Origin of the sequence: Pseudomonas sp. G(2018), from assembly GCF_005502415.1 — a bacterium.
Lineage (GTDB): Bacteria > Pseudomonadota > Gammaproteobacteria > Pseudomonadales > Pseudomonadaceae > Aquipseudomonas.
Genome location: NZ_SCOO01000058.1, coordinates 1 through 21,184 on the forward strand (window position 1 = coordinate 1; position 21,184 = coordinate 21,184).

The following is a 21,184-nucleotide window of genomic DNA, read 5'->3' on the forward strand; positions in this document are numbered from 1 at the left end:
GTGTTAGGGGATGGGTCAGGGGATCCCCGTGCAGGCGGTGGGGTTCGTGGGTGATCGGTGCTCCTGCAGGTGCCGGCGGCGCCAGGTGGCCATGCCCTGCCCTGCTCTTTCCCGCGGCTGATCGCGCACCTGGTGCACGTCGGTCGACGCGCCCGGGCCAGCACCTGGTCAGCTCCTCGATGCCGGCGGCGCCGGCAGCTGCTGCAGGTGATCGCGATCGAGGCCGGTGCCGATCGGCACCGCGCGGCCGGCGATCGCCGGTGAAGCACATCCAGGAGAGGGTGAGGGTGTTGGCCAGAAAATCTGCGCTCGATCGGCGCGGCGGGGTTGGGCGACGTCCTGGGCCTGGCACTGCGTGAGACGCCGGCTGCGCCGCACATCACAGTGCTTCGGTGCGCGACCAGGTTGTTGCGATACGAGGCTCAAGACCGGCAAGTAAAAAGGCCGGCAAATTTGCCGGCCTTCATAGCACTACATCCGGAGTCGCATTTTCTCCTGCGTTGGCTTGGCGTCCTCTGCATAGGACAGTGGTTTCCAAGTCGAAACATGGTTGTCATCAGCCTGTATCAGCTTGAGTTCAGTCATGACGTCACGAACATCCTGTCGAAGCATTTCAAGTTTTGCTTGTTGAGGGAACGGTTTGTCCTTCTCCACGATCGCACGACTATGCTCAAGCTTCTCTTTGACTCGGTACTCTTCCGCCTCCTGCCTCCAGCCTTCAAACTTGCCCAGAAAGTTGTCAACTCGACTGGTGAAACCGGCCAGGCTGAATTTGTCATCGACGGTGTAGCGAAGATTTTCAGGCTCATAGCTGTCGACGCCGGCGAGTGAGAACTGGATGGTGTCTCGGCGCGCATGGACCTCGATGTCGAAGCCACGGTAATTGCCTACCTTGATTATTCCAGGGGCTTCGGCCAGCGACTGGGCGCGTGATTCGACAGCTTTTTTCATGCTGTACATGATCTGGCTGAGCAAATGGTCACGCTCTTTCTCGCGATACACCTTGTCGTTGATCTTGAAAGCGAACTCAGGACCGGTGTTAGCGTCACGCAAATCTATCTCCGCGCTGCAGCGTTTCACGGTCCGGTCTGCACGCAAGTCGGCGCCGGCGAGCCAATCCAGTCGGCTTTCGAGACTGTGCAGGTTGCGCTTGTGGTTTGAGTAAACAGCCTCAATTTTCTTCAGGTCGGCACTCAATTTCACCTGCAGGAAGATCAGCGGGTTACCAGTTGCTGCAGCTTTCATCTCAGCCGCGTTGGCCGCTTCGCTGGCCACGTCCTCGATCTCCCGCTGCAGCGTATCGCCCTTGCGGAATTGCTCAATGCCAGATGCCTTGTATTCGATGGTCTGCCACATCCGGCTGTCGTAGGTCTGCTTTGTGGCGTAGCGAAGGATCTCAACCTCGAAGAGGTCAGGATCCTGCTCGTAGAACAGGTTGCCCTGGCGGATGATGCGGCCTTCGCGCTGCTCCAAGTCGCTGGGACGCCATGGGGCATCAAGGTGATGCTCCGCGACCAATCTCCGTTGTACGTTTGTGCCCGCGCCCATTTTCGCGGTCGATCCCAAGCAGATTCGAACATCTCCTCTGTTGATTTCATCGAACAGCTTGGACTTCTGCAGGTCGGTGCTGACCTCGTGAATGAAGCGCACCTGGTGCTCGGGTATGCCCCGGGCAATCAACTTGGCTTTGATGTCGTCATACACACTGAATGAAGATCCATTGGCCAGGAGTTCGTCCATGGAAATTGCCGGCAGATCGTCGTCCGTTTCATCTTCATCGCCAGAAGCAACGACCACTGAGCTTCTTTTCAGCTTCGGCGTAGACAGATCGCAGAACACAAGCTGAGTGCCTTTGCGGTCATTCCACTCGGACCAGATCCGGTGAATATTCTCGACCGCGACGTTGATTTTGCTACCTGGGTGGTCGTCAGCATTCGGATCGATCAGTCGGAAGTCGAGTCCTGCCTTTCGTGCTTCATTGGTGATCTTCAGCGGGTTGTCGATTCGCGGATCTTTCGGAAGGTTTTCCATGCGATGGATGATCGAGCCCTTGTTCCATTCCTTCATCATGATCCCATCGGCGCGATACACCGTCTGGCCGTGAAGGTCTTTCATCACAGTCTGCACACCCATGAACTCGGCTTGATCCTCCGATCGCTCAACCACAATGTTCTGCGGTCGACCACCTTTCACGCGCGGTACCGGGAATCGGCTGCCCCGCTCTTGTGCCTGACGATCAAGATCTGCCTTCGTGATGACGTCCGCAAACACTCGGTACTGTGCCATCAGTTCCGGGACATTTTGAAACTTCGAGAATCGGCTGTTCAGTTTGTAGTTGACGCCAGTAGCGTCGAGCTCCCACCCCGATACGACCTGGCCAAAGGTACTGGCCCATGCGTCAAAGTGGACAATTCCGCGGGCCTTCAACTCGTCGTACTGCATGTAGCGCTGCATGGTGTACAGCTCAGCGATTGTGTTGCTGATAGGCGTGCCGGTGGCAAAGAAAACCCCACGGCCGTCGTTCCGCTGCTGCAGGTAGCGGCACTTCACAAACAGGTCGAACGCCTTTTCGGAACCTGCAAGATTGCCCAGACCGGAGATGCGGCTTAGCGCGGTGGTGATGTACAGGTTCTTAAATTCATGGGCTTCATCCACGATCAGCGCATCAACCCCGAGATCAGCGAAGCTGACAGCCTGGTCTTTCGATCCGGTGTCTGCTTTACGCTCCAACCGCTCTTTCATGCGCTCGCGAGCTTTCTCCATCTCCTTGATTGTGATCCGGTCACCGTTCTCCTCCTTCAGCTGGCGCATCGCCTGAGTCAGGTCACGGATCTGCTCGTTCAGAATATTGGAGAGCGTTTCCTCGGGCATGCCGATTCGCTTGAATGAGCTGTGGGCCACAATGACAGCATCCCAATCGCCGGTAGCGATTCGGGCAAACAGCTTCTCGCGATTGTCCTTCTTAAAGTCGGCCTTCTCGGCGACCAGGATGTTCGCGTTCGGGTACAGGGAGTAGAAGGCGTCCTTCCACTGCAGCAGCAGGTGATTGGGAACGACCAGCATGGGTTTATTCATCAACCCCATGCGCTTACTTTCCATCACGGTGCCAACTGCCACCAACGTTTTGCCCGCTCCCACAACATGGTCAAAGAGCGCGGTGCCGTCCTGAATCCCACGCCAGATTGCGTCCTTCTGGTGTGGCCGCAGGGAGATGTCCAGAGACGCGCCTGGCAGCTCAAGATGAGAACCGTCGTAGTGCGCGGCGACGTTCGTGTTGAAACGATCGTTGTAGATCCGCGATAGCCGCTCACGGCGGTCCTTGTCCTCCCAAACCCAATCAAGGAAGGCCTGGCGAATTTCATCCGCTTTCTGATTAGCCGCTGCCGTCTGAACGTCGTTGATTCGGTAGATCTTGTTGCCACGATCATCCTTGCCGACTTCGTCACGGACCTGGATCGCATGGCCCAGGAGTATGGCTTCAACGAGCTGGTGCGCCGGGTAGCGATCGGTACCCCACGTTACGTTGCCAGTGGTGTGATCGGCGGCGCCGATCTTCGCCATGTACTTGCCCAGTGACGGCTGGTACGAAACCCTGCATGCCACCCGGCCAAGCAAATGCCTGACAAACTCTTCCACGTCCAAGTCGGGAACCCAGGTGGACCCGAGTTGCACCCGAATGTCCACGGGCTCGATGTCCGCTGGTTGTACGACTCGCAACGCCTCGACGTTTTCGATAAAACGCGGATTGAGCTCAGCTGCGACAACTGCCGCTTTCAGCTTGTCCTTCACATTGCCAGAGAGATATTGGTCAGCTGTTTCCCAGCGCTGCAGTAACGGGTTTTGGTAGATCAGCCCCTTCAGGTCGGCAATGAGCTCGTCCTCAGGTTTGCCGGAAAGCCTCATCATCCTCGGCAGGTCGATCCGTCCGGACTGATTCATAGAGACAACCAGGGCGTCCTTGGCCGTTTCAACCTGGGTGACTTCTACGCGAGGGCTCATCACTCGTCTTGAGAAGATCGCCGCTTTTTTCGCCGAAGGCGCGCGGGGATCTACGCCGTGTTTCTTCGCCGTTTCAGCCGACACGCCCTTGTCGTAATCGCTCTCCAGGGCGTGGATCAGTGGATATTCAGGATCTTCACTCATCGCTAGACGGTTGGCCTGGGCACTGACGTGACCGAACTTGCGCAGGAACAGGTCGTAAGCCTGGTTCAGCGCCTGGCGTTTGCTAGCCAGTTCGAAATCAGTTGAAGAGTCCGACTGCTCTCCTTGCATCAGATCACGCAAGGCTTCACGTATCTGGATCATGCCCTTGATGCGTTCACCGGCACGTTCATTCTTTGGCTCGATGACGACATAGTCGTGGTCTGCCAGCAAGTCGGGCAAGCGACGAGCGATACGCCCATCTGGAATAAGAAAAAACGAACCGACCTTTAGCGCATCAGGTAGCACCAGGGCTGGCTTTTCCGGAGCATCAGAGTTAACGCGTTCGCCTGGATTTCGGGCGGGGGTATATCCGTTCACCGGTAGCACGGATAGCCGCTCGGCGATCGCGAGCGCTAGGTTCTGACCTGGCTCTGCCACAAGCTCCGCAGTTTCACGGTGCATGTTGCGAGCGAGCACCATCGTGCCGGCCATCTGCTGCGGGTTCTCGATGAAGTACTGGTTGAGGGTGATTGGCGAACCTGTCTCACGGTCACGTATTTCACCGACATTCACCCAGCCCTTATCCGTTTCTTCGCCGGCGGCCGCCTTGCGGAAGAACACGATATCGGTGGTAACTTCGGTGAGCGCGTTGCGTTTGAACGCATTGTTTGGCAGGCGGATCGCCCCGAGAAAGTGGGCTTTGTCGGCGATATACGACCGGGCGGATGAGTTGTTGGCATCAAGGAAATAGCGACTTACAACCTGGGCCATCACGCCGCCTTCGCGGAGTTTGTCGAGTGACTTGGCGAGGAAGTAGTTGTGGATCGAGAATCCACTGATATCGCGGTGATGCGGGTCGTAGAGTGACTGACTGCCAAACGGCGGGTTGCCTATGACCGCATCAAAGTAACCTGCTGGAATCACAACGTCCTGAAGGCCCTTGTTGATGTAGGTGGCTTCGGGATAGAGCTGCTTGCCGATGTCCGCTGTGAGAGGGTCGAGCTCGACGGCGGTGAACTTCGATTTTTCACGCAACGCCGAGGGGATCAAACCTATGAAGTTGCCGGTGCCGGCGGCTGGCTCAAAGATCTTGCCGCCGTCGAAGCCCATCTGCTGGAGGCCTTGATAAATGCCCCCAATGATCACCTCGGAGGTGTAATGGGCATCCTGGGTCGAACGTCGGGCTCGCTCGAACTCGTCCTGAGTAAGCAGTTCAGACAACTGGCGATATTCCGCTTGCCAGTCGTTGTTCTGGTGGTCAAAGGCCTGCGGGAGCCCACCCCAACCGACATAGCGCACCAGCGTGGCTTGTTCGAGCGGCGTCGCCGATCGGGATTCAGATGTGAGCTGTTTGAGGAGCTCCAGTGCAGCGATGTTGTCCTTGAATTTGGCTTTTGCCCCACCGTCGCCGAGATTGTCGTCTGCGCTGATGGTGTAGTTGCTGCGCGGTGTTACAGCTCTGTATTGATCTCGTTCTGCGCGAGGATCTCGTGAGCTGCGCTGCCCGCCTGCAGCAATTCGAACGCTTGATTGAGCACGTTCTGTTCGATCGTCTGTTGCTCCAGCAAGCGGCCGAGCAAGATCACTTCCCCCTCCGCTTCCAGGGCTACCAGCCGATCCGGGGTGTTGAACGCCCAACGGTCGAGGATCTTCCAGCCCTGCAGGCTGTACGAGGGAGAACTCCGGACTGCTTGAAGCGTTTCCGCTTTCAAGATTTTCGAGGCGATTTCCAGCGGTTGTTGTTGTCCGATCAGCATGGGTGACTCCTTGGTCGTCATCGTGGTCCATCTCGGCTTCGAGAACCTGGATGGTTTCTAATGTTTTGTTGAAGGTGAAATCGAACGAGAACTGGTCAAGGTTCTCACTGGGTTGTCGACGTCGTGCCACTGCCTACGCTCCTGCATGGTTTGTATTGTAGGCAGTATACAAAATACTTCCTAACAAACCAGCCCGAGCGCAGTTAAGCCCTACTGCTACAAGGTCAAGTGCCGCGTTTAGATGACCTTAGGAAGTAGTAGCGCCAAGCCAGAAGCCCGAATATCCCCAGATTCACTCCGAATCGCAGCCAGTTCGCGTTGGATGGGTGGGTTGGTACGTTAAAGCCGGCGAACAAGAACAACGCACTGAGCAATAATGCAAGGATGGCCAGCAGCAGGATGCCTAGGTGCTTCTTCATTGGTCAGAACCTCCTTCACGCGCACTTGCTGAATAATCCACTCCGCCGGTTTTCAACATGACCAGGCCGTGACGCTCAAAAGCACCTATCAGTGCCAGGAGTGTTAATTTTTGGGGCTCCACCTTCCCAGACTCGAAATTCTTGATCGTCCGCAGAGCGGCTTTGCTCTCGCGGGCAAGATCCGGCTGACTCCAGCCCAATAGTGCCCTTGCTGCTTTGCACTGATTGTTTTTCATGTGATTCTCTAAATGCCCGTTAGGTGCATGATTGCCCTAAAAGGGCATCTTGTAAAGTGGTCGATGGAGTTTTTTCTTCACCGGCGTCGGCGACCTTCTCCTGAACCATGCTCAACGTGTAGTGGGTGTTGAAGTGCGCCATGAGGCGCTCACACAACTCCGGGCTTTCACAGCGGAACAGCACGATCGCTCCCTCCAGATCCATGGCTCGTTCCAGATACTTGGACGCGGTGTCGTACAAATTGTCTGCTTCGCGAATCGTCGCGCGCGCAAGGCCTTCTCGACCTGTCACTTCGATGGTGCGGTCAATGGAACGCTCCACGGCAGGCGTCAGTCGAGGGTTACCCTCATTGTCATAAAGCAAAATGGCAATGATGAACGGCACCGTTCGACCGTCGTGCGTTGTAGCGTGGTAGGCCGGAACAGCCTCCAGTTTCGGGAATTCCATATTCAGTGTCCCCCAGGTTTTTCGCTGATGGTGATGTAACGCGATTTCTGCCCCTCGTGAAGCCCAATACTGCTGAGCGCCGCCACAGTCATTGCTCGCTGCTTGAGCCAGGCGTCGACTCGCTGCTTTGCAGTTTCGGCTGAAACTGCCACGAGCTGCCCGTTTTCAGTGAAGAAGACCGGCATACGGAACGATCGGCTACCGTCGACAGAAATATCAACCTCGAACCAGCGCTCCTTACCTTGCACAAGTTCATAGAAAGTCACCTGCATACCCTGGACGAGTCGCCGGGTAGTGCCGCTCGGATCAGGTTGCTCTGTCTGCGTTCTCTCACAGCCAGTGACGCTGAGAGCGATCAAGATCGCGAGTACATGCATCCATGGGCAGTTATTGGGCTTCAACATGGGCTACCTCACTTCCGCGGCTCGAACTCAAATTCGACCTTTCCAGCCGCGACATCGAGTACCAGGTATGCGGAGAACGCCTTAACTGGGGGTTTTGCTCGCTTGAATCCGCTCAGCAAAGCGGTTTTTTTCTGAGTCAACAACGATTCTGCCTCCTCAACAAGGATCTTGCGGCTGGCGATCTCTTTGCGAATTTGAAGGCAATCGGATGTGGTGCAGGCGTAGACCCCTGCCCTGTTCTCGAAAGTGCCCTGACACTTCGGGCAAGGGGCCGCTAAAGCTGTAACCGGACCCTCCTGAACCTGCGCGGCGCGCTGCTCAAAGATGAACTCCACCTTGCTCAACTCGACATTTAGTTTCAGTTTCGCCGAGAACTTTGACTTGGGCGTTTTGGAGGAAACGAAGCCCGTTAGCAGTGCCGTTTCCTTACCCTGAAGGAGGGTATCGATTTCAGCCGGTTTGAGCGTCCTTCCAGCGACTTCAAGCCACAACTTGAAGTCGCACGACTTGCAGAAAATCGTCCGGCGATCTTCGTCCAAAGCAGCTTTACAACGTGGGCAGGGTGCGGTGGTACTGCTGGATTTGATCGGCAGTTTCATCTCAGCTGTTGATGCGAGCCGCACGATCGAACTTACAAACTCGACCGTCCGAGCCATGAACTGGTCCAGACTGACTTCGCCAGTCGATACCTGGTCTAGCATCGACTTAAACACGCCGGCCTGTGCGGGGTCTTTGACTTCGAGCGGCAAAGCATCGATAACCGCCCGCGTTTGATCCGAAGTCCGAAGTTTCCGGCTTCCTGGCTTGAGCGGAATGATCACCTGGCGATCTTTCATTTCTTGAATCATCGGTGCTCGTGTCGCGGTGGTACCGATGCCGTCACCTTCTTTGAGTCGCGCACGCGCTACAGGGTCGCTTACGTACTTATGTACGTTCTTCATGGCGGCGATCAGCATCTTGTCGTCGAAATATGCCGGCGGTGTGGTTTTTGCGGTCTTCGCCTCGCAACCATTGCAATGCGCGGAGTCTCCTTCTGCCATGGCAGGTAGCACCTGCTTGTCGTCGTCCTCTGCGTCGTCCGAAGGTTCCGTATCATCCGCGACGGTGAACACGTCCTTCCAACCCGCCTCAACCGGCGTACTACCTGAGGCAGCGAAAACCTCGCCTTCGACCGACACTTCGATACTCGTTTTCAGATACTGATAGGGACCGGCGAACTGCGCCAAATAGGACCGAACAATCAAGTCGTAGACATTTCGCTCGACCTCAGTCCACTGACTTGGCGTAACCGGGTTCTCCGGTATGGTCGGCACGATACCGTGGTGCGGTGTGGGCTCTCCTTTGGAGTTCACCATCTTCTTGTCGTCGAAGGCACCGGACTTGCGCGAAGGATCGATGTTGTCGCGAAGGCGAGTCAGGTCCGGACGGATACTGAGGACGTTCTCAATGACCTCGGGAGCGCTCTGGTGTTGTGCTTCAGACAGGTAACGCACATCCGATCGAGGATAGGTCGCAACTTTGTAGGTTTCGTAGAGTTGTTGCGCTGCCTCCATGACCTGGGCGCCGGTGTAGCCGAATTGCGAAAACGCCTCCATCTGCAGCTCGTCCATCGCCAATGGCAATGGCGGCGGCTGGTCTTTCGGTTCGACCTGGTAGAGCTCGATCCGGGCAGGCTTGTTTTTCACGCGTTCAGCGATGTCTTTTGCCCGATCCGCGTCGACCAGACGACCATCGACAATTCCGTCCTGCCCTTCGGCAGGCTTCCAGCGCGCGGCGAAAAGACCATTTGCATGCTGGATCTGCGCTTTGAGTTTGAAAAATGTCTGCGGCACAAAGCTTTCAATCTTGCGCTCATGCTCGCGCATGATGAATTGCAGAGGGGTTTGCACGCTGCCAACGGGCAGTATTGCGTCGTAGCCGAGCTCACGACCTCGCAGTGTCATTGCTCTTGTCGCGTTGAGGCCAAGTAACCAGTCGTAACGGCCACGAGCAAGTGCCCATCGGTGCCATCCCTGGAACATTTCCTCGTCGTTGTCACGGAGATTGGCCAGAGCCTGCTCTACCTTCGACCGGTTGTAGTCGTTGATCAGTACGCGCTGTACGGGATTGGTAGTACGGAAGACGTCGACGCCATGGAACTGCAGCGCTTCATCAACCAGCAACTGCCCTTCCTGATCCGGGTCACCTACGTGGTAGATCACGTCGCAGACCTTTAGAAACTCTTTGAGTTTCGCCAGGGTTGGACGTCTCGCATCCTTGGGGATCAGTACCCATTGATGAGGAATGATGGGCAGATCCTGTTTGCGCCAGACCTTATTCCCCTTTGCCGTTTTCGGAAGATCTTCCGGAAGGTAATGGTCCGGCTTCGCTTGCTCATAGGCGTGGCCAGTCAGCCATATGCAGTGGTAGTTGCCACGAATTATGTGCGTCCTCGCCTCCTCATCGTTGCGGCCAGGCAACACATTCAGCACGGCCTCGATGAGTGATTTTTTCTCTCCGACCAGGAGAACCTTTTGATCATTCGCCATGAATTCCTCTCGTTGCGGCGGGGCAATGCTGCCCCATGGGTGCATGTATGTACGGGCTAGTTGCTTGCGGATATTCTGTAGAATATATACCATACAAAATAATTAAGCACCCAATGCACCCGATGCAGAGAGGATCAGTGATGGTAGAAATGCCCCCCGCGTTGCCCCCGGTAGCGGCCTGCGAAATCCAGGCAGCACGGGATTATTCCGTACCGCTCACTGCGCTCCTTGCTCGGAGACATACCGTCGCGGAGCGGGTAATCCGCCGGACCGTTGAGCCACAAAGGAAGCAGGCCAATGGGGTTTACCCCATCGGCCTACGTTGGGCGCAACAACTTGAAGTTCAGTTCGGCACATCACCCGGAGCCCTCGCAAGCGATCAATGCTGGGGAGCCCGTGCAACCGCTTACATCCTGCGGTTCAACCAGGAGCAGGACTTTGACCGATCACAGGTCGAGGCGACCGATCCCTTCACCAACATCCCGACGATCCGTGTGCAGTATCTGGATCGCTCGAATGCCAAGCCGTTGAGTTTTTGAGGTGAACCTATGAGTGGTCAGAGCGAAATCAAACGCGACGACAGCGGAATGTTGAACATTGCGCTGATAGGCATTGTCATCGGCGTGTGCGTTGCCGTCTGGTACATGGAACACACCTATTTCGCGTATCAGGGCTTGAAGTGGGCTTGGTATCAGCTGGCCGTATTCGATTGGCCCTTCATGCCTGAGTTCATCCGCCACTGGCGGCAAGAGGCGGCGATTCTTGCTGGTCAGCCATCGTCCGTGACTTTCGATCAACTTTTCGCGGTGCTGAATAAAACAGGCTACTTCTTTATCGTGATTCCGTTGTTGATGACCTTGCGCGGAATCAAGCTTGCGACCACCCACCCTGCATACAAAACGCGCCGGAAAATCACGGCAGAGACCCTGCCATGGATCATGTCCAACCACTCACCTGGTGTGATCCCATCGCTGTACTACGGCGATCTGCTAAACACTGATCCGGAAGAACACAAATCCTCGGTCAACCCTGAAGAATGGGTCGAGGCCAAGGGCTTGCTCGTCAACGGCCAGCTTGACCGCGATCGCATCAGGTCGATGTTGATTCAGGATCTCGGCCAACCGATCACCTCGTTGGATCAGTTGAAACCCCACGAAAAAGCCCTGTTTGCAGTGTTCGGCGCGCGACTGCTCTCCAACGGCAAAGATCTGAAAAAAGCTCAAGACCTTCTCGATGCGCTGAACCGGTCGTGCCACACACATACGTTCGAGGGAAAGAAGGGCTATCCAGATCTCTCTTTGGCGGACAAGGCTTTCAAAAAATACTCAGCTCATCCGGAAGCTGACGCCTGGCTGAAAAAGCACAGCTATCCCCGCTCCATGCTGCATGCCATGCACGCGAAAGCCATGCTGAGCGGAAAGCTCCCCTCCTCCCACTTCCACTGGCTCAAAGGCATGGATCGTGGGCTCTGGTACTCACTCAATACGACTGGCCGGAAAGGGCCATTCCTTGAGTCGTGTGCGGTGTTCACCCAAACGCTCTGGGAAGAGTACGCCTTCGATACAGGCTACCGGCTTGTTGAACCTTTTATCGATGACGCCATAGACGGCATCGAAAACTACCTGATCAAGATCGGCCTGTTGGCCCCGAAAGCTACCGAGGAATGACCTGTGAAAAGCAACGATAACGTGCGTGTGGTTGAGCATTCGATGCTCGTTCATTTCGGTAGCACCGGTGAGAGCCAGACGATCTCGACGATCGATCTGGCGGCCCAAGGTGTCAGTTTCTGCCTGCTGAAGAATGAAAAAGCGATCACCGTGCAACGACATGGTTCTGACGTCGTACAGACCATCGAATTCTTCGGTTCGGAACAATTGGCGAGCGCCGGCTTCGCCCATCTGCAGCATCAGCTTAATCGGTATGCCAAAAAGCGTCGGTTGACGGCCTGGTACAAAGGCGCAATCAAGTGGGTGTTGAGCCCACTTCTGGCTTTCATCCTGGTCGTATCACTTAACGCCGCGGTCACGGCAGCTGTCGCTCCTGATGCTGTGCCGGCGGGCCTGCCGCCGGTAGCAGTACAACATTCAGATTTACCACCAGCGCTTCCACCAGCGATCCAATCGCCTGTTGCACAGGTAGCACCTCGATCGGCAAAACCTCGACCTGACAGCAAACTCCTGATTAACGCGCTGCGCGATGGTGTAGCGACCAACAAATACAGCACCCAGCTATCGAACGGTCCGAAAGGCGAGCTGTATGTCTTCTCTGACCCCCTGTGCCCGTACTGCCAACGCCTGGAAACTCAACTTGAAAAGTTGACCGCTGACTACACGATCCATGTGTTCCCGGTATCCGTGATCGGCGGCGATGACTCACAAAAGCAGCTTGGCCCAATGCTTTGCGGCGAGGCAAATGCACGTGCTGGCCTCTGGAAACAAGCCATCAGCAACACCCACGAAAAGCAGTCACCTTCCTGTGAACAAGCATCCGAGGTGCTCGCTGCCAACAACGAATTCTTCCGGGCGATGTTGTTCGAGGGAACGCCTGTGATCATCAATGCCCAGGGACGTGAGTTCCCGTCAAATCAACGAGCGACCGCCGAAAATATTACTCAATGGGTCGCTACGTCGGCTGGAGCAAATCGTTAATGGTTAAGCCCAGCAACGTCTCCGCTGTTCAGGTCCGGGATGGCTCTCGTCATGGCTAAGTTCATACGGTTCAACGACGCCTTCCTTGAGAACCTTCGGGACCAAATCAATCTTCCGGAGTTGATCGGTCGCGAGATCAAACTGAAGCGCTCGGGCCGCAGTTTCACCGCGTTGTGCCCTTTCCACGAGGAAAAAGGTCCATCTTTCACAGTAAGTTCCGAGCGCAATACTTTTCGCTGCTACGGATGCCCAGCCAAGGGAGATGCGATCGAATGGATGCGTAAGCGGTTCCACCTGAGCTTTTACGATGCCGTCGTGAAGCTCGCAGAGGAATACCGTGTTGAGCTCCCGCCTGCCGAAGTCGACGAGGCAGATGACAAGGAAAAGCGTCAACGGTTGGGCCGTTACTACCAGGTGCTGAAAGAAGCTGCCCGCATCTACCAAAGCGGCTTGGCGAAAAGTCCCAGAGCACGATCCTACCTGCACGATACGCGCGGACTGAAAGAAGAGACGATCGCAGAGTTCGGGCTTGGGGTGGTGACCAAGGGCGTCATTGGCTTGTTGTCGAATTCGAGTGAGGAGATATTGATCGGCGCTGGCTTGGCAGCGCGCAATGACACTGGTCTGTATGACCGATTTCGTCAGCGAATCATGTTTCCTATCCACAACGAGAGCGGAAACCTCATCGGCTTTGCCGGCCGAACGCTGTTGTCGAATCCCGATAAGGCACCTAAGTACCTCAATAGTCCGGAAACGGAAATCTTCCACAAGGGCAAAGAGCTGTATGGCCTGTACCAGGCCAAGGCTGCAATTCGTAAAGCGGGCTTAGCGATCGTTGTAGAGGGCTACATCGACGTTATCAGCGCGCACCAGGAAGGCGACAAACGAGTTGTCGCTCCAATGGGTACCGCAATAACGAAGGACCAAATCCGACGTTTGTTCGTCCAGACGGATCGGATCGTTTTCGCTTTCGACGGTGATCGGGCTGGTCGACGCGCAGCGCTTTCTGCGTCCGTTGTGTTGCTTGAGGAAATCAAAGACGGGCAATCCGCGCAGTTTTTGTTCCTTCCAGAAGGCGAGGATCCCGACACGTTCATCCGCACGCACGGGCTCGCCGGCTGGGACGCGGCGCTCGCTGAAGCGCGCCCTTTGAGCACATTCCTTTGCGATTACGTCACTCACAGGCTTGACCGTTCCGTTCCGGAGCAACAAGTCACCGCTGCCAATAAAGCGAAAGCGATCCTGGCCAGGACAACCAAGGCGCTGATGTTCCGGCATGCGTTGCGCCTGAAGTTTGAAGACCTGGTCGGCGTACCTTTGAGTTAAGGGGATAACGATGGCACTCGACAACAGACACGAAATTGACCCGTCGCAGCTAACCCGCGATACCAGGTCGCCTTGGCAACGCTCGATGATCTGGCTGTATCGGCCGGCGAACTTCCGAACCTTCCTGATCGCTTTTGCGGCACTGCAACTGTTCGTTCCCGCACTCTGGCCAGTCTGGATTGTGGTCTTGTTGATCATGCTTATGTCCTTCCAGGATCAAGAGTTCAACATGCCGCTTCGGCTCCCGAAAGATATTGGTGGTATCGATACCACTGACTTCTACGAGGAGCTCGTTGAGAAAAGCTTCTTGTGGGGACTGATCCGCAAATCTAAAACGATGCGCCGCTACCTCGCAGCGGGCGGGATCCTGTACTTGGGCTTCTTCCGCACCGACGATAAAGAAGAGCAAGGCCGCGAGCTCTGGGCGACCAACTCAGATGCCAGAACGCACCTGTTTCTCGACGGCACGACCGGCAGCGGAAAAAGTGAAACCCTGATGGGGGTCGGTTACAACGCCCTCTGCTGGGCGAGCGGCTTTTGCTACGGGGACGGCAAGGCCGATTCCAACCTCGCATTCTGCTTGTGGTCTTTGACGCGACGCCGGGGCCGTGAAGACGACTTCCTGATACTGAACTACCTGACCGGCGGGATGGATCCTTTCAAGATCATGGTGGACCGCGAAGAAGGCCGTTTCGCGGGCAAAGCAATTCTGCCTCAGTCCAATTCCATGAATCCGTTCTTCGATGGTTCAGCCGACTTCCTGTTGCAGCTTATGGCTTCACTGCAGCCAAAAGCGGGTGGTGATGGTGCCGGGTGGCAAGACAAAGCGCTCAACATGATCGACGCGGAGATCCGCACACTTTGCTACAAGCGAGCAAAAGGTGAGCTCGATATATCCATCGCTGTGATCCGTAACTACATGGCCTTGCAGAACCTGGTGAAGTTCTACATCGAAGGTCTTGAAGGAAAAATCCCTGAACTCGCTTTCCTCCCAATCAAAGCGTACTTCGAAACGGGCCTTCCCGGGTTTAACCCAAGCCTCGCAAACGATCCTAGTCAATGGGATCCCGAGGTGTTCAACCAACACGGGTATCTGACCGGCCAATTCGCGCGAACGCTCGGCATGATGATGGACACCTACGGCTTTATCTTTGAGGACCGGTACCCCGAGATTGACATGCTCGATGTGCTGCTCAACAACCGGATCCTTGTCGTTATGATCCCGTCCCTCGAGAAGTCAGCATCAGAAGCAGCCGCGCTCGGCAAGCTGTACATCTCGTCGATTCGACTGATGATGGCTCAGAACCTGGGCTACCGGTTAGAGGGCACGAAGGCCGAAGTGCTGGATGCGAAAGCCACCAACGCGCCAAACCCGTACGTAATCATCAGTGATGAGCTGGCCTACTACTTCGCCGCCGGCATCGCAGTGATGTTCGCTCAAGCACGGTCGCTGGGTTTCATGATGGTCGCGGCTGTACAGGACGTCCAAGGCTTGAAGCGCGGCGAAGCCAGCGAAGAATCAGCGTCGATGATTGCCAACACCAAGATCAAATGGACGTTGGCTCTCGAAGATCCGGAAGACACCTTCGAACTGATCAAAAAGGCCGGCGGGGACGCTTACTACAGCGTGCTGACCGGGCACGAGTCCACTCAAGGCATGCTCGCTTCCGGCTACGACAATAACCGTACCGCGACGATTGAGAAGCGCGATCGAATCACTCTGCGGGAATTGAAAGGTCTGGACTCTGGCCAGGGTCTGGTGATTTTCAAAGACGCCGTCATCCCATGCGCGTCGTTCTACATCCCTGACGACGAAAAGAAAACTGAAAAGCTTTCGGCGCGTATTAACCGCTTCCTCCAGATCGAACGCCCTGTTTATGCCCGTCTGCCACGTTCGGCTGTGAAGCTGGACGAGCATGACGTTGCATCTGCGGACTACATCTTCGCCCAACTGCGTCGCTCTGAAAAACCGTACTACCCCAACCTGGTCGACCCGATCCTCGACCACGTGACAGCCGCCGCCGAAAAGATGAACGACATCCGTCGCTTCGAGGTGAATCCGATCGAGCGCGGCATCGTGCTTTTTGAAGCCGCCCGCCGTGGATTGAAGGCCGCAGAAGAAGCAGGCCTTACCGGATACATGCACGAGCCTCGTCACGACGACCCATACGAATTGATGCCGGAAGAGGGATACGAAGACGAAATCCCTGAATCCGCATACGACACTGATGAATAAGGAATAAACATGTCCAAGATCTTGATTGGAAACGACTTTTGGGAAGAGCGCAAAGGTAACAAGCTCCCCGTCTACTGGCAGGAAAGCCAAGTGTCGAATCACCACGTAGGTGTCGCTGGCACGTCGGGCTCCGGTAAAACCCACTGGATCCGCGAATTTGTCACCGGCATGCCTGATGACGTCGAGATCGATATCTTCGACTACCACGGCGATATCGAGATCCCGGGAGCTTCCACCGTAATGTTCAGCGAGGCGACTCGCTACGGTTTCAACCCGTTGGTCCTCAATACTGACCAGCATTACGGCGGCGTGCGGCGTTCCGTAAACGATGTGATTGAGGCCATCAACAGCACTTCTCGCCAGTTGGGCGGCAACCAAGAAGGTGTACTCCGTCACTTGCTGACAGACACCTACATGCTCAAAGGAATTTTTGGTAACAGCCCGCGATCCTGGGTTAAGCGTGAAGCGTCCGAGACTGAAATTCGCGACATGATCGAAAAGAAGAACTGGTCGGGCCTGCGCGACGTGTACCCGTCACTCGACGATGTGATCCAGTTCGCCAGGCGCAAGCTGAAGGCGCTGTGGATGGGTGTCGAAGATAAAGAAACCGGGCGTAATGCCTTGGGCGCTTTCGATGACTACTGCAAAGCGCAGAGCTCATTGAATCAACTGCGGACGAAGATGAATCGTTCGGGTGGATCGGGCAACGATGAAGAGCTGGAAAAGATGGAAAAACGTATGGAGTCCTCGAAGGCAAAGTCCATCGAGAGCTTCACTACATTCGTCAACAGTATGGACACCGGCCGTGAGTTTGAAGAAGCGATCAAATACAACAGCAAAGACGTGCTGCTGAGCGTTATCACTCGTTTGGAAAACCTGAGCTCCACAGGCATCTTCAACCCTAATCCACCGCCCTTCGGTAATGCCAGGATTCGGCGTTACATCCTCAAGCCTCTGGCCCAATCCGAAGATGAGCTGAAGATGTTCGTCCGTTTCCGCATGCGCGCAATCATTCGCGAAATGATGCAGCGCGGCGAATCTGGTGGCCGCTTGCGGCGGATGATCGTTCTCGACGAATCGAAAAAATTCAACAGCGAAGACGGAAGCAACCCAATCAACGTCATCGTCAACGAAATGCGAAAGTTCGGTTTGGCCATCTTGTTGGCCGGACAGTCGCCTGCGCACTTCTCGCAAGACTTCATAAAAAACGCCGGCACCCTGTTGTTGTTGAATCTTTCCACTTCGGATTGGAAGGAAGCCGCCTCCAAGTTGCGCATCGAAGAAAAAGACCTGAAGTACTTCAAGCCACAGCAGACCGGCGCGGTACGCATGCTTGAAAAAGGCCAAGCAGCAGCGTTTCGGCAAGTCAGTTTTCAGCAAAGGGAGTCTCGCGTATGAACCATTCTGTACAGTGTTTTCGCTACGATCGTTGGTCAGCTGTGCCAGCAATGGAATTGCTGGAAGGTGACCTGATTTACCACGCTGAGCAACTGGTCCATGTGACGGGTGCCCCGTACGTGAAAGATGGCAAAACGCACATTCCGGGTGAGGTAAGAGAGCCCGGCCCCATCCAAATCGATATTTCCAGCGGCTACCTTGCCAGAGTCATGGACCTGGTCGGCTCCGGCCTGCAGGATTTCGAAGACGGTACGGCGCTCATCACCGATTTCGACTTGGCACCAGGTTTTGTGTACTCACCCCGCTTGTCGAAAGCGGATCTAGAGGCATTCTGTGAACGCCACATTGATCAATACCGCGCGTTCTACGAAGCCAACCGGGCGGCGATCGACGAATGTATCAACGTCCACCTGGTGCCGTGGTGGATCGATGCAGCAGCGGATCTATCTGAATGAATCTGTTAGCTGAGATCCTGGGTGTCGGTAAGCACATGTGCGGCCCGACGAGTTTGCTCTCACTGGCAGATGTCGTCGACAGGGTTGCCGAGTGGCCTCAAGGCGTCACTGCGGTGACGCAGGAGGCCGATGGCGAGCTCTTGTACTGGGATGCCCCCGTCGACGACGTAAGGCAGGCACGCGTTCGAGCCGGTGCCGGAAGCATGCTCCGCGAGCTCGGCATCAAACACCAGATCCATTCAGCCTATCTGAACCTTAATAACCCCGTTCTGGCCCACGACTGGCAGGTAAGCGTCGTCGTGCCGCCGATCGTTGCTCAATGATTGATTGAGAGGTGCACCGTGATTTTGCCATTTGAACTTGACCCACAAATTATTCACCACATCATCTACAGCCAGGCCGGTTCGGTAGGGAAGGCTATTATTGAGTTGCTGATGAACTCGGTCGACGCCGGCGCAACGACGGTGCGCCTGACGATGGCCAAAGATGGTTTCCATTGCTCTGATGACGGCACTGGATTCGCCAGCCGGGAAGATGTGCTGCGCTATTTCGGTCGATTTGGCACGCCGCACCAGGAAGGCGACGCGACCTACGGTCGCTTCCGCTTGGGACGCGGCCAGATCATGGCTCATGCAACAACGGAGTGGACGTCCAACAGCTGGTTGATGAAAGTCGATACCCGTTCGATGGGCTACAACTACGAGCTGGACGATCTTGAGATCCCGTCGACGGGCTGCTCAATCATAGGCACCTGGTACGAACCCCTGAGCGATCTTGAACTGATGTCGGCGACACAAGAGATCCGTGACCTAGTGCGTTACACGCCGATCAGTGTTGAGCTCAATGGGCGGGTCATCACCCGCGATCCGTCTTCGGAAAAATGGGACTTCGAGGACGAATGGGCCTATTACCGTGCCAAGGAAGAAGGACCAGTCTCGATCTATAACCAGGGTGTCCTCGTTCGTCACGACTCCTCCCATGTCTGGGGTGCCGGCGGGTTAATTGTTTCAAAAAAGGCGCTTGACCTGAACGTGTCCCGCACAGAGATCTTGCGCAAAACCTGCAAAGTCTGGAAGCACGTTGCGAAAGAGTTCGGGCGACTCGCTGATGCGGTATCGGCCCGGCTGGGGGACCACCGAAAGACTGAGGCTCGCCGTGAGAAGTCGGCAAGGTCGCTGCTAAGCGGTGATCCAAATCTCAGCACTGTTTTCGAGAAAGAAGAAGTGATTACCCTGCTGCCAGGGAAGCGTCACGTTACCCTCAAAGAATTCCGGGAAAAAGCGTTACGGCAGCATAAAGGCAATTACACAATCGCTGAAGATGGCAATGACGTTCCCAAAGGCGAGGCGATCGCTCGCGAGGGGATCATTCAGGTTGTGCATCCAAAAACGTTGGAGCGTTTCGGCTGCGACAGCACCATTGATTTTGAGGAAGTGCTGGAAAGAGCTCTTGCGAACGTTACTGCCGATGCCCAGGGCGCAGAATTGCGAGGGGACCAAACACCTTGGTTTTGGCGCGGAGAACCTCTCCAGGCACCGACGCTGGTTGCGTTCACCACACTCAGAGAGGCGTTCCTTGAAAGGACTCTGATCGTTGATGAGAGAAAAGTGCTAGACAAAGAAACACGTCGAGCGTGGACCGCCCTTCGGTGGTGTTTACAGCACTATGCGGGGGCATGTGTCGGTGCGAGACGCTACCGCGACGGCACGTTGTGCTACGACGAAAAACACATGCATATTTTGTTGGGCGAGTCGAATACCGCCGAGGCATGGACGGACGGTGAAACCTACTTGGCCATCGACAGTTCAATTGTGAAACGCCTTAGGAGTGACCCCCTCCAAACTGCCGCGTACATTTTCGGGCTCATTGATCATGAAGTCGCGCACCAGGGCGACAGCTTGGCTTGCGGCCATGATGAGGCCTTCTATCAGCGCTATCACGACATTTCCCTTCGCATGGCCCCGGAGCGTCAACGCTTCCTTCATAAGTGGCTTATGAAGTACACCATGAGCATGGAGAAAGAGGGTAAAAAAGCTGGTGGTGACGCTTGGCGGGAACGCTGGCTGGTTGACCGAGTGGGAAGTGGGCGTGAGAAGCGGGGGCTTACTCCTGTGATTGAGGATCTATCATCACACCCGTTGGTTCAAGAGGCAGTTCCTGAACAAAACATGGCGTTGCTTGCGATAATCAACACCGGATTGGTCCAGGGCGGCGTATGTCCCGCTCCACCGGATTGGACACAGGTCCTGGAACAGGGGAGACGTGATCAGGAAGCGGCAAATGACGAAGTGCTCCAACAGCGCGCCGCTCTAAAATCCATTGAGGAAAAACAAGAGCGCGAATGGAATCAGAATTTGTTGGATGCAAGGCCCAGAATTGCAGAGATCCTGAACCTTGAGCTAGTAGCCATTCCCGAAAATGCCTTGGCCTACTTGTGTGAATGCTGGGTTTACGGTTACGACGCAGAAAGCATTCAGGGTACATGGGCCGAAATGAATACCGATCCTCACGATCATGAGCCTATGGACTTTGAAGACCCAGAGTACGATCTAAGTTTTGATCCAGAGTCGGAAATGGAAATCGCCGACAAAGACGACGGCTTGCACCGAGTTGATTCCGGCTGTCGCCAGTATGTGAAAGACGGCGAAACATGGTGGTTGCTGGAGCGCAACACTGCCTCTGCTGGATTCTGGCGAGTTGAGGACTACCTGAAATGGCGAGCCGCTAACGAAGCGGTATAGGCCAGCGATACAATTCACGGTTATATCTTACTGAAAGGCCTGGATGCACTTGCACCAGGCCTTTTTCATTCCTGTGCTGGATCCCGCCAAAACGCCTCACAGACGGTTAAGCGCTGAGATCTGGTCAAGGGTCGGCCCGGAAGCCGCATGCGGCGCGCAGCCTGCTTGCAGGCGAGCACCGAACGGGTGAGGACTGAAGCGCAGCGGTCCCTTTACCGGGTGGCTGGTAATCAAGGCTCCCCCGGCGGTCATGGGGTTGCTTCTCCCCCATGGCCGTTGGGGTCAGAGGCCGACTCGCTCCCTTCCTGGAGGGAAGGGCGGGGGGATGGGTATGGCCGCCGCCGGCGGCCGGTATTGGCCGTCATCCACAAATCCACGGTTTGTGTTAGGGGATGGGTCAGGGGATCCCCGTGCAGGCGGTGGGGTTCGTGGGTGATCGGTGCTC

At 55.7% G+C, this 21,184-nt stretch carries 17 protein-coding genes; 9 read left to right on the top strand and 8 right to left on the bottom strand.

Translation table 11 applies throughout. The features are described 5' to 3' along the window. Nucleotides 1-471: 471 nt before the first annotated feature. The 7 genes from FFS64_RS29790 to FFS64_RS29815 form a co-directional block, all read right to left on the bottom strand. Nucleotides 472-5,442 (bottom strand): DEAD/DEAH box helicase family protein, encoded by a 4,971-nt coding sequence (locus FFS64_RS29790; protein WP_256660581.1) that lies wholly within the window; start codon nt 5,440-5,442, stop codon nt 472-474. Nucleotides 5,443-5,594: 152 nt separating this feature from the next. Further along, nucleotides 5,595-5,900: a hypothetical protein gene (locus FFS64_RS31950; protein WP_256660582.1), complete on the bottom strand. Its 306-nt coding sequence runs from the start codon at nt 5,898-5,900 to the stop codon at nt 5,595-5,597. Between the two features lie 224 nt (nt 5,901-6,124). Then, nucleotides 6,125-6,319 (bottom strand): hypothetical protein, encoded by a 195-nt coding sequence (locus FFS64_RS29795; RefSeq protein ID WP_137808284.1) that lies wholly within the window; start codon nt 6,317-6,319, stop codon nt 6,125-6,127. Beyond that, a complete protein-coding gene (locus FFS64_RS29800) occupies nt 6,316-6,555 on the bottom strand; it encodes a helix-turn-helix transcriptional regulator (protein ID WP_137808285.1) in 240 nt (79 codons plus the stop codon). The genes FFS64_RS29795 and FFS64_RS29800 overlap by 4 nt, the downstream gene beginning before the upstream one ends. Nucleotides 6,556-6,574: 19 nt before the next feature. After that, a complete protein-coding gene (locus tag FFS64_RS29805) occupies nt 6,575-7,003 on the bottom strand; it encodes a hypothetical protein (protein WP_218571096.1) in 429 nt (142 codons plus the stop codon). A 2-nt stretch (nt 7,004-7,005) separates the two neighbouring features. After that, nucleotides 7,006-7,407: a hypothetical protein gene (locus FFS64_RS29810; RefSeq protein ID WP_177498742.1), complete on the bottom strand. Its 402-nt coding sequence runs from the start codon at nt 7,405-7,407 to the stop codon at nt 7,006-7,008. A gap of 8 nt (nt 7,408-7,415) precedes the next feature. Continuing rightward, on the bottom strand, nt 7,416-9,935 hold the full coding sequence (locus tag FFS64_RS29815; RefSeq protein WP_171017163.1) for a type IA DNA topoisomerase: 2,520 nt from the start codon (nt 9,933-9,935) through the stop codon (nt 7,416-7,418). Between the two features lie 140 nt (nt 9,936-10,075). Between FFS64_RS29815 and FFS64_RS29820 the strand changes: the two genes are divergently transcribed. The 9 genes from FFS64_RS29820 to FFS64_RS29860 are packed head-to-tail and all read left to right on the top strand — an operon-like array spanning nt 10,076 to nt 20,739. Then, entirely contained in the window at nt 10,076-10,474 is a 399-nt protein-coding gene (locus tag FFS64_RS29820) for a lytic transglycosylase (RefSeq protein WP_137808287.1), read from the top strand. 9 nt (nt 10,475-10,483) lie between these two features. Continuing rightward, entirely contained in the window at nt 10,484-11,602 is a 1,119-nt protein-coding gene (locus FFS64_RS29825) for a conjugal transfer protein TrbA (RefSeq protein WP_137808288.1), read from the top strand. A 3-nt stretch (nt 11,603-11,605) separates the two neighbouring features. Then, the gene (locus tag FFS64_RS29830) at nt 11,606-12,583 is read left to right on the top strand and encodes a DsbC family protein (protein WP_137808289.1); all 978 of its coding nucleotides are present in this window, start codon (nt 11,606-11,608) and stop codon (nt 12,581-12,583) included. 51 nt (nt 12,584-12,634) lie between these two features. Next, entirely contained in the window at nt 12,635-13,909 is a 1,275-nt protein-coding gene (gene dnaG, locus FFS64_RS29835) for a DNA primase (protein ID WP_137808290.1), read from the top strand. 10 nt (nt 13,910-13,919) lie between these two features. Then, nucleotides 13,920-16,145 (top strand): TraM recognition domain-containing protein, encoded by a 2,226-nt coding sequence (locus FFS64_RS29840; protein ID WP_137808291.1) that lies wholly within the window; start codon nt 13,920-13,922, stop codon nt 16,143-16,145. 9 nt (nt 16,146-16,154) lie between these two features. Next, on the top strand, nt 16,155-17,543 hold the full coding sequence (locus tag FFS64_RS29845) for a hypothetical protein (RefSeq protein WP_137808292.1): 1,389 nt from the start codon (nt 16,155-16,157) through the stop codon (nt 17,541-17,543). Further along, nucleotides 17,540-17,998, top strand: a complete 459-nt coding sequence (locus FFS64_RS29850; protein ID WP_137808293.1) for a hypothetical protein — start codon at nt 17,540-17,542, stop codon at nt 17,996-17,998. Before FFS64_RS29845 ends, FFS64_RS29850 begins: the two co-directional genes overlap by 4 nt. Beyond that, the gene (locus tag FFS64_RS29855; protein ID WP_137808294.1) at nt 17,995-18,321 is read left to right on the top strand and encodes a hypothetical protein; all 327 of its coding nucleotides are present in this window, start codon (nt 17,995-17,997) and stop codon (nt 18,319-18,321) included. Before FFS64_RS29850 ends, FFS64_RS29855 begins: the two co-directional genes overlap by 4 nt. Before the next feature lie 18 nt (nt 18,322-18,339). Beyond that, nucleotides 18,340-20,739: an ATP-binding protein gene (locus tag FFS64_RS29860; RefSeq protein ID WP_137808295.1), complete on the top strand. Its 2,400-nt coding sequence runs from the start codon at nt 18,340-18,342 to the stop codon at nt 20,737-20,739. 96 nt (nt 20,740-20,835) lie between these two features. Here FFS64_RS29860 and FFS64_RS31390 read toward each other — a convergent pair whose 3' ends face one another. Then, entirely contained in the window at nt 20,836-20,991 is a 156-nt protein-coding gene (locus FFS64_RS31390) for a hypothetical protein (RefSeq protein WP_171017164.1), read from the bottom strand. Nucleotides 20,992-21,184 lie beyond the last annotated feature (193 nt).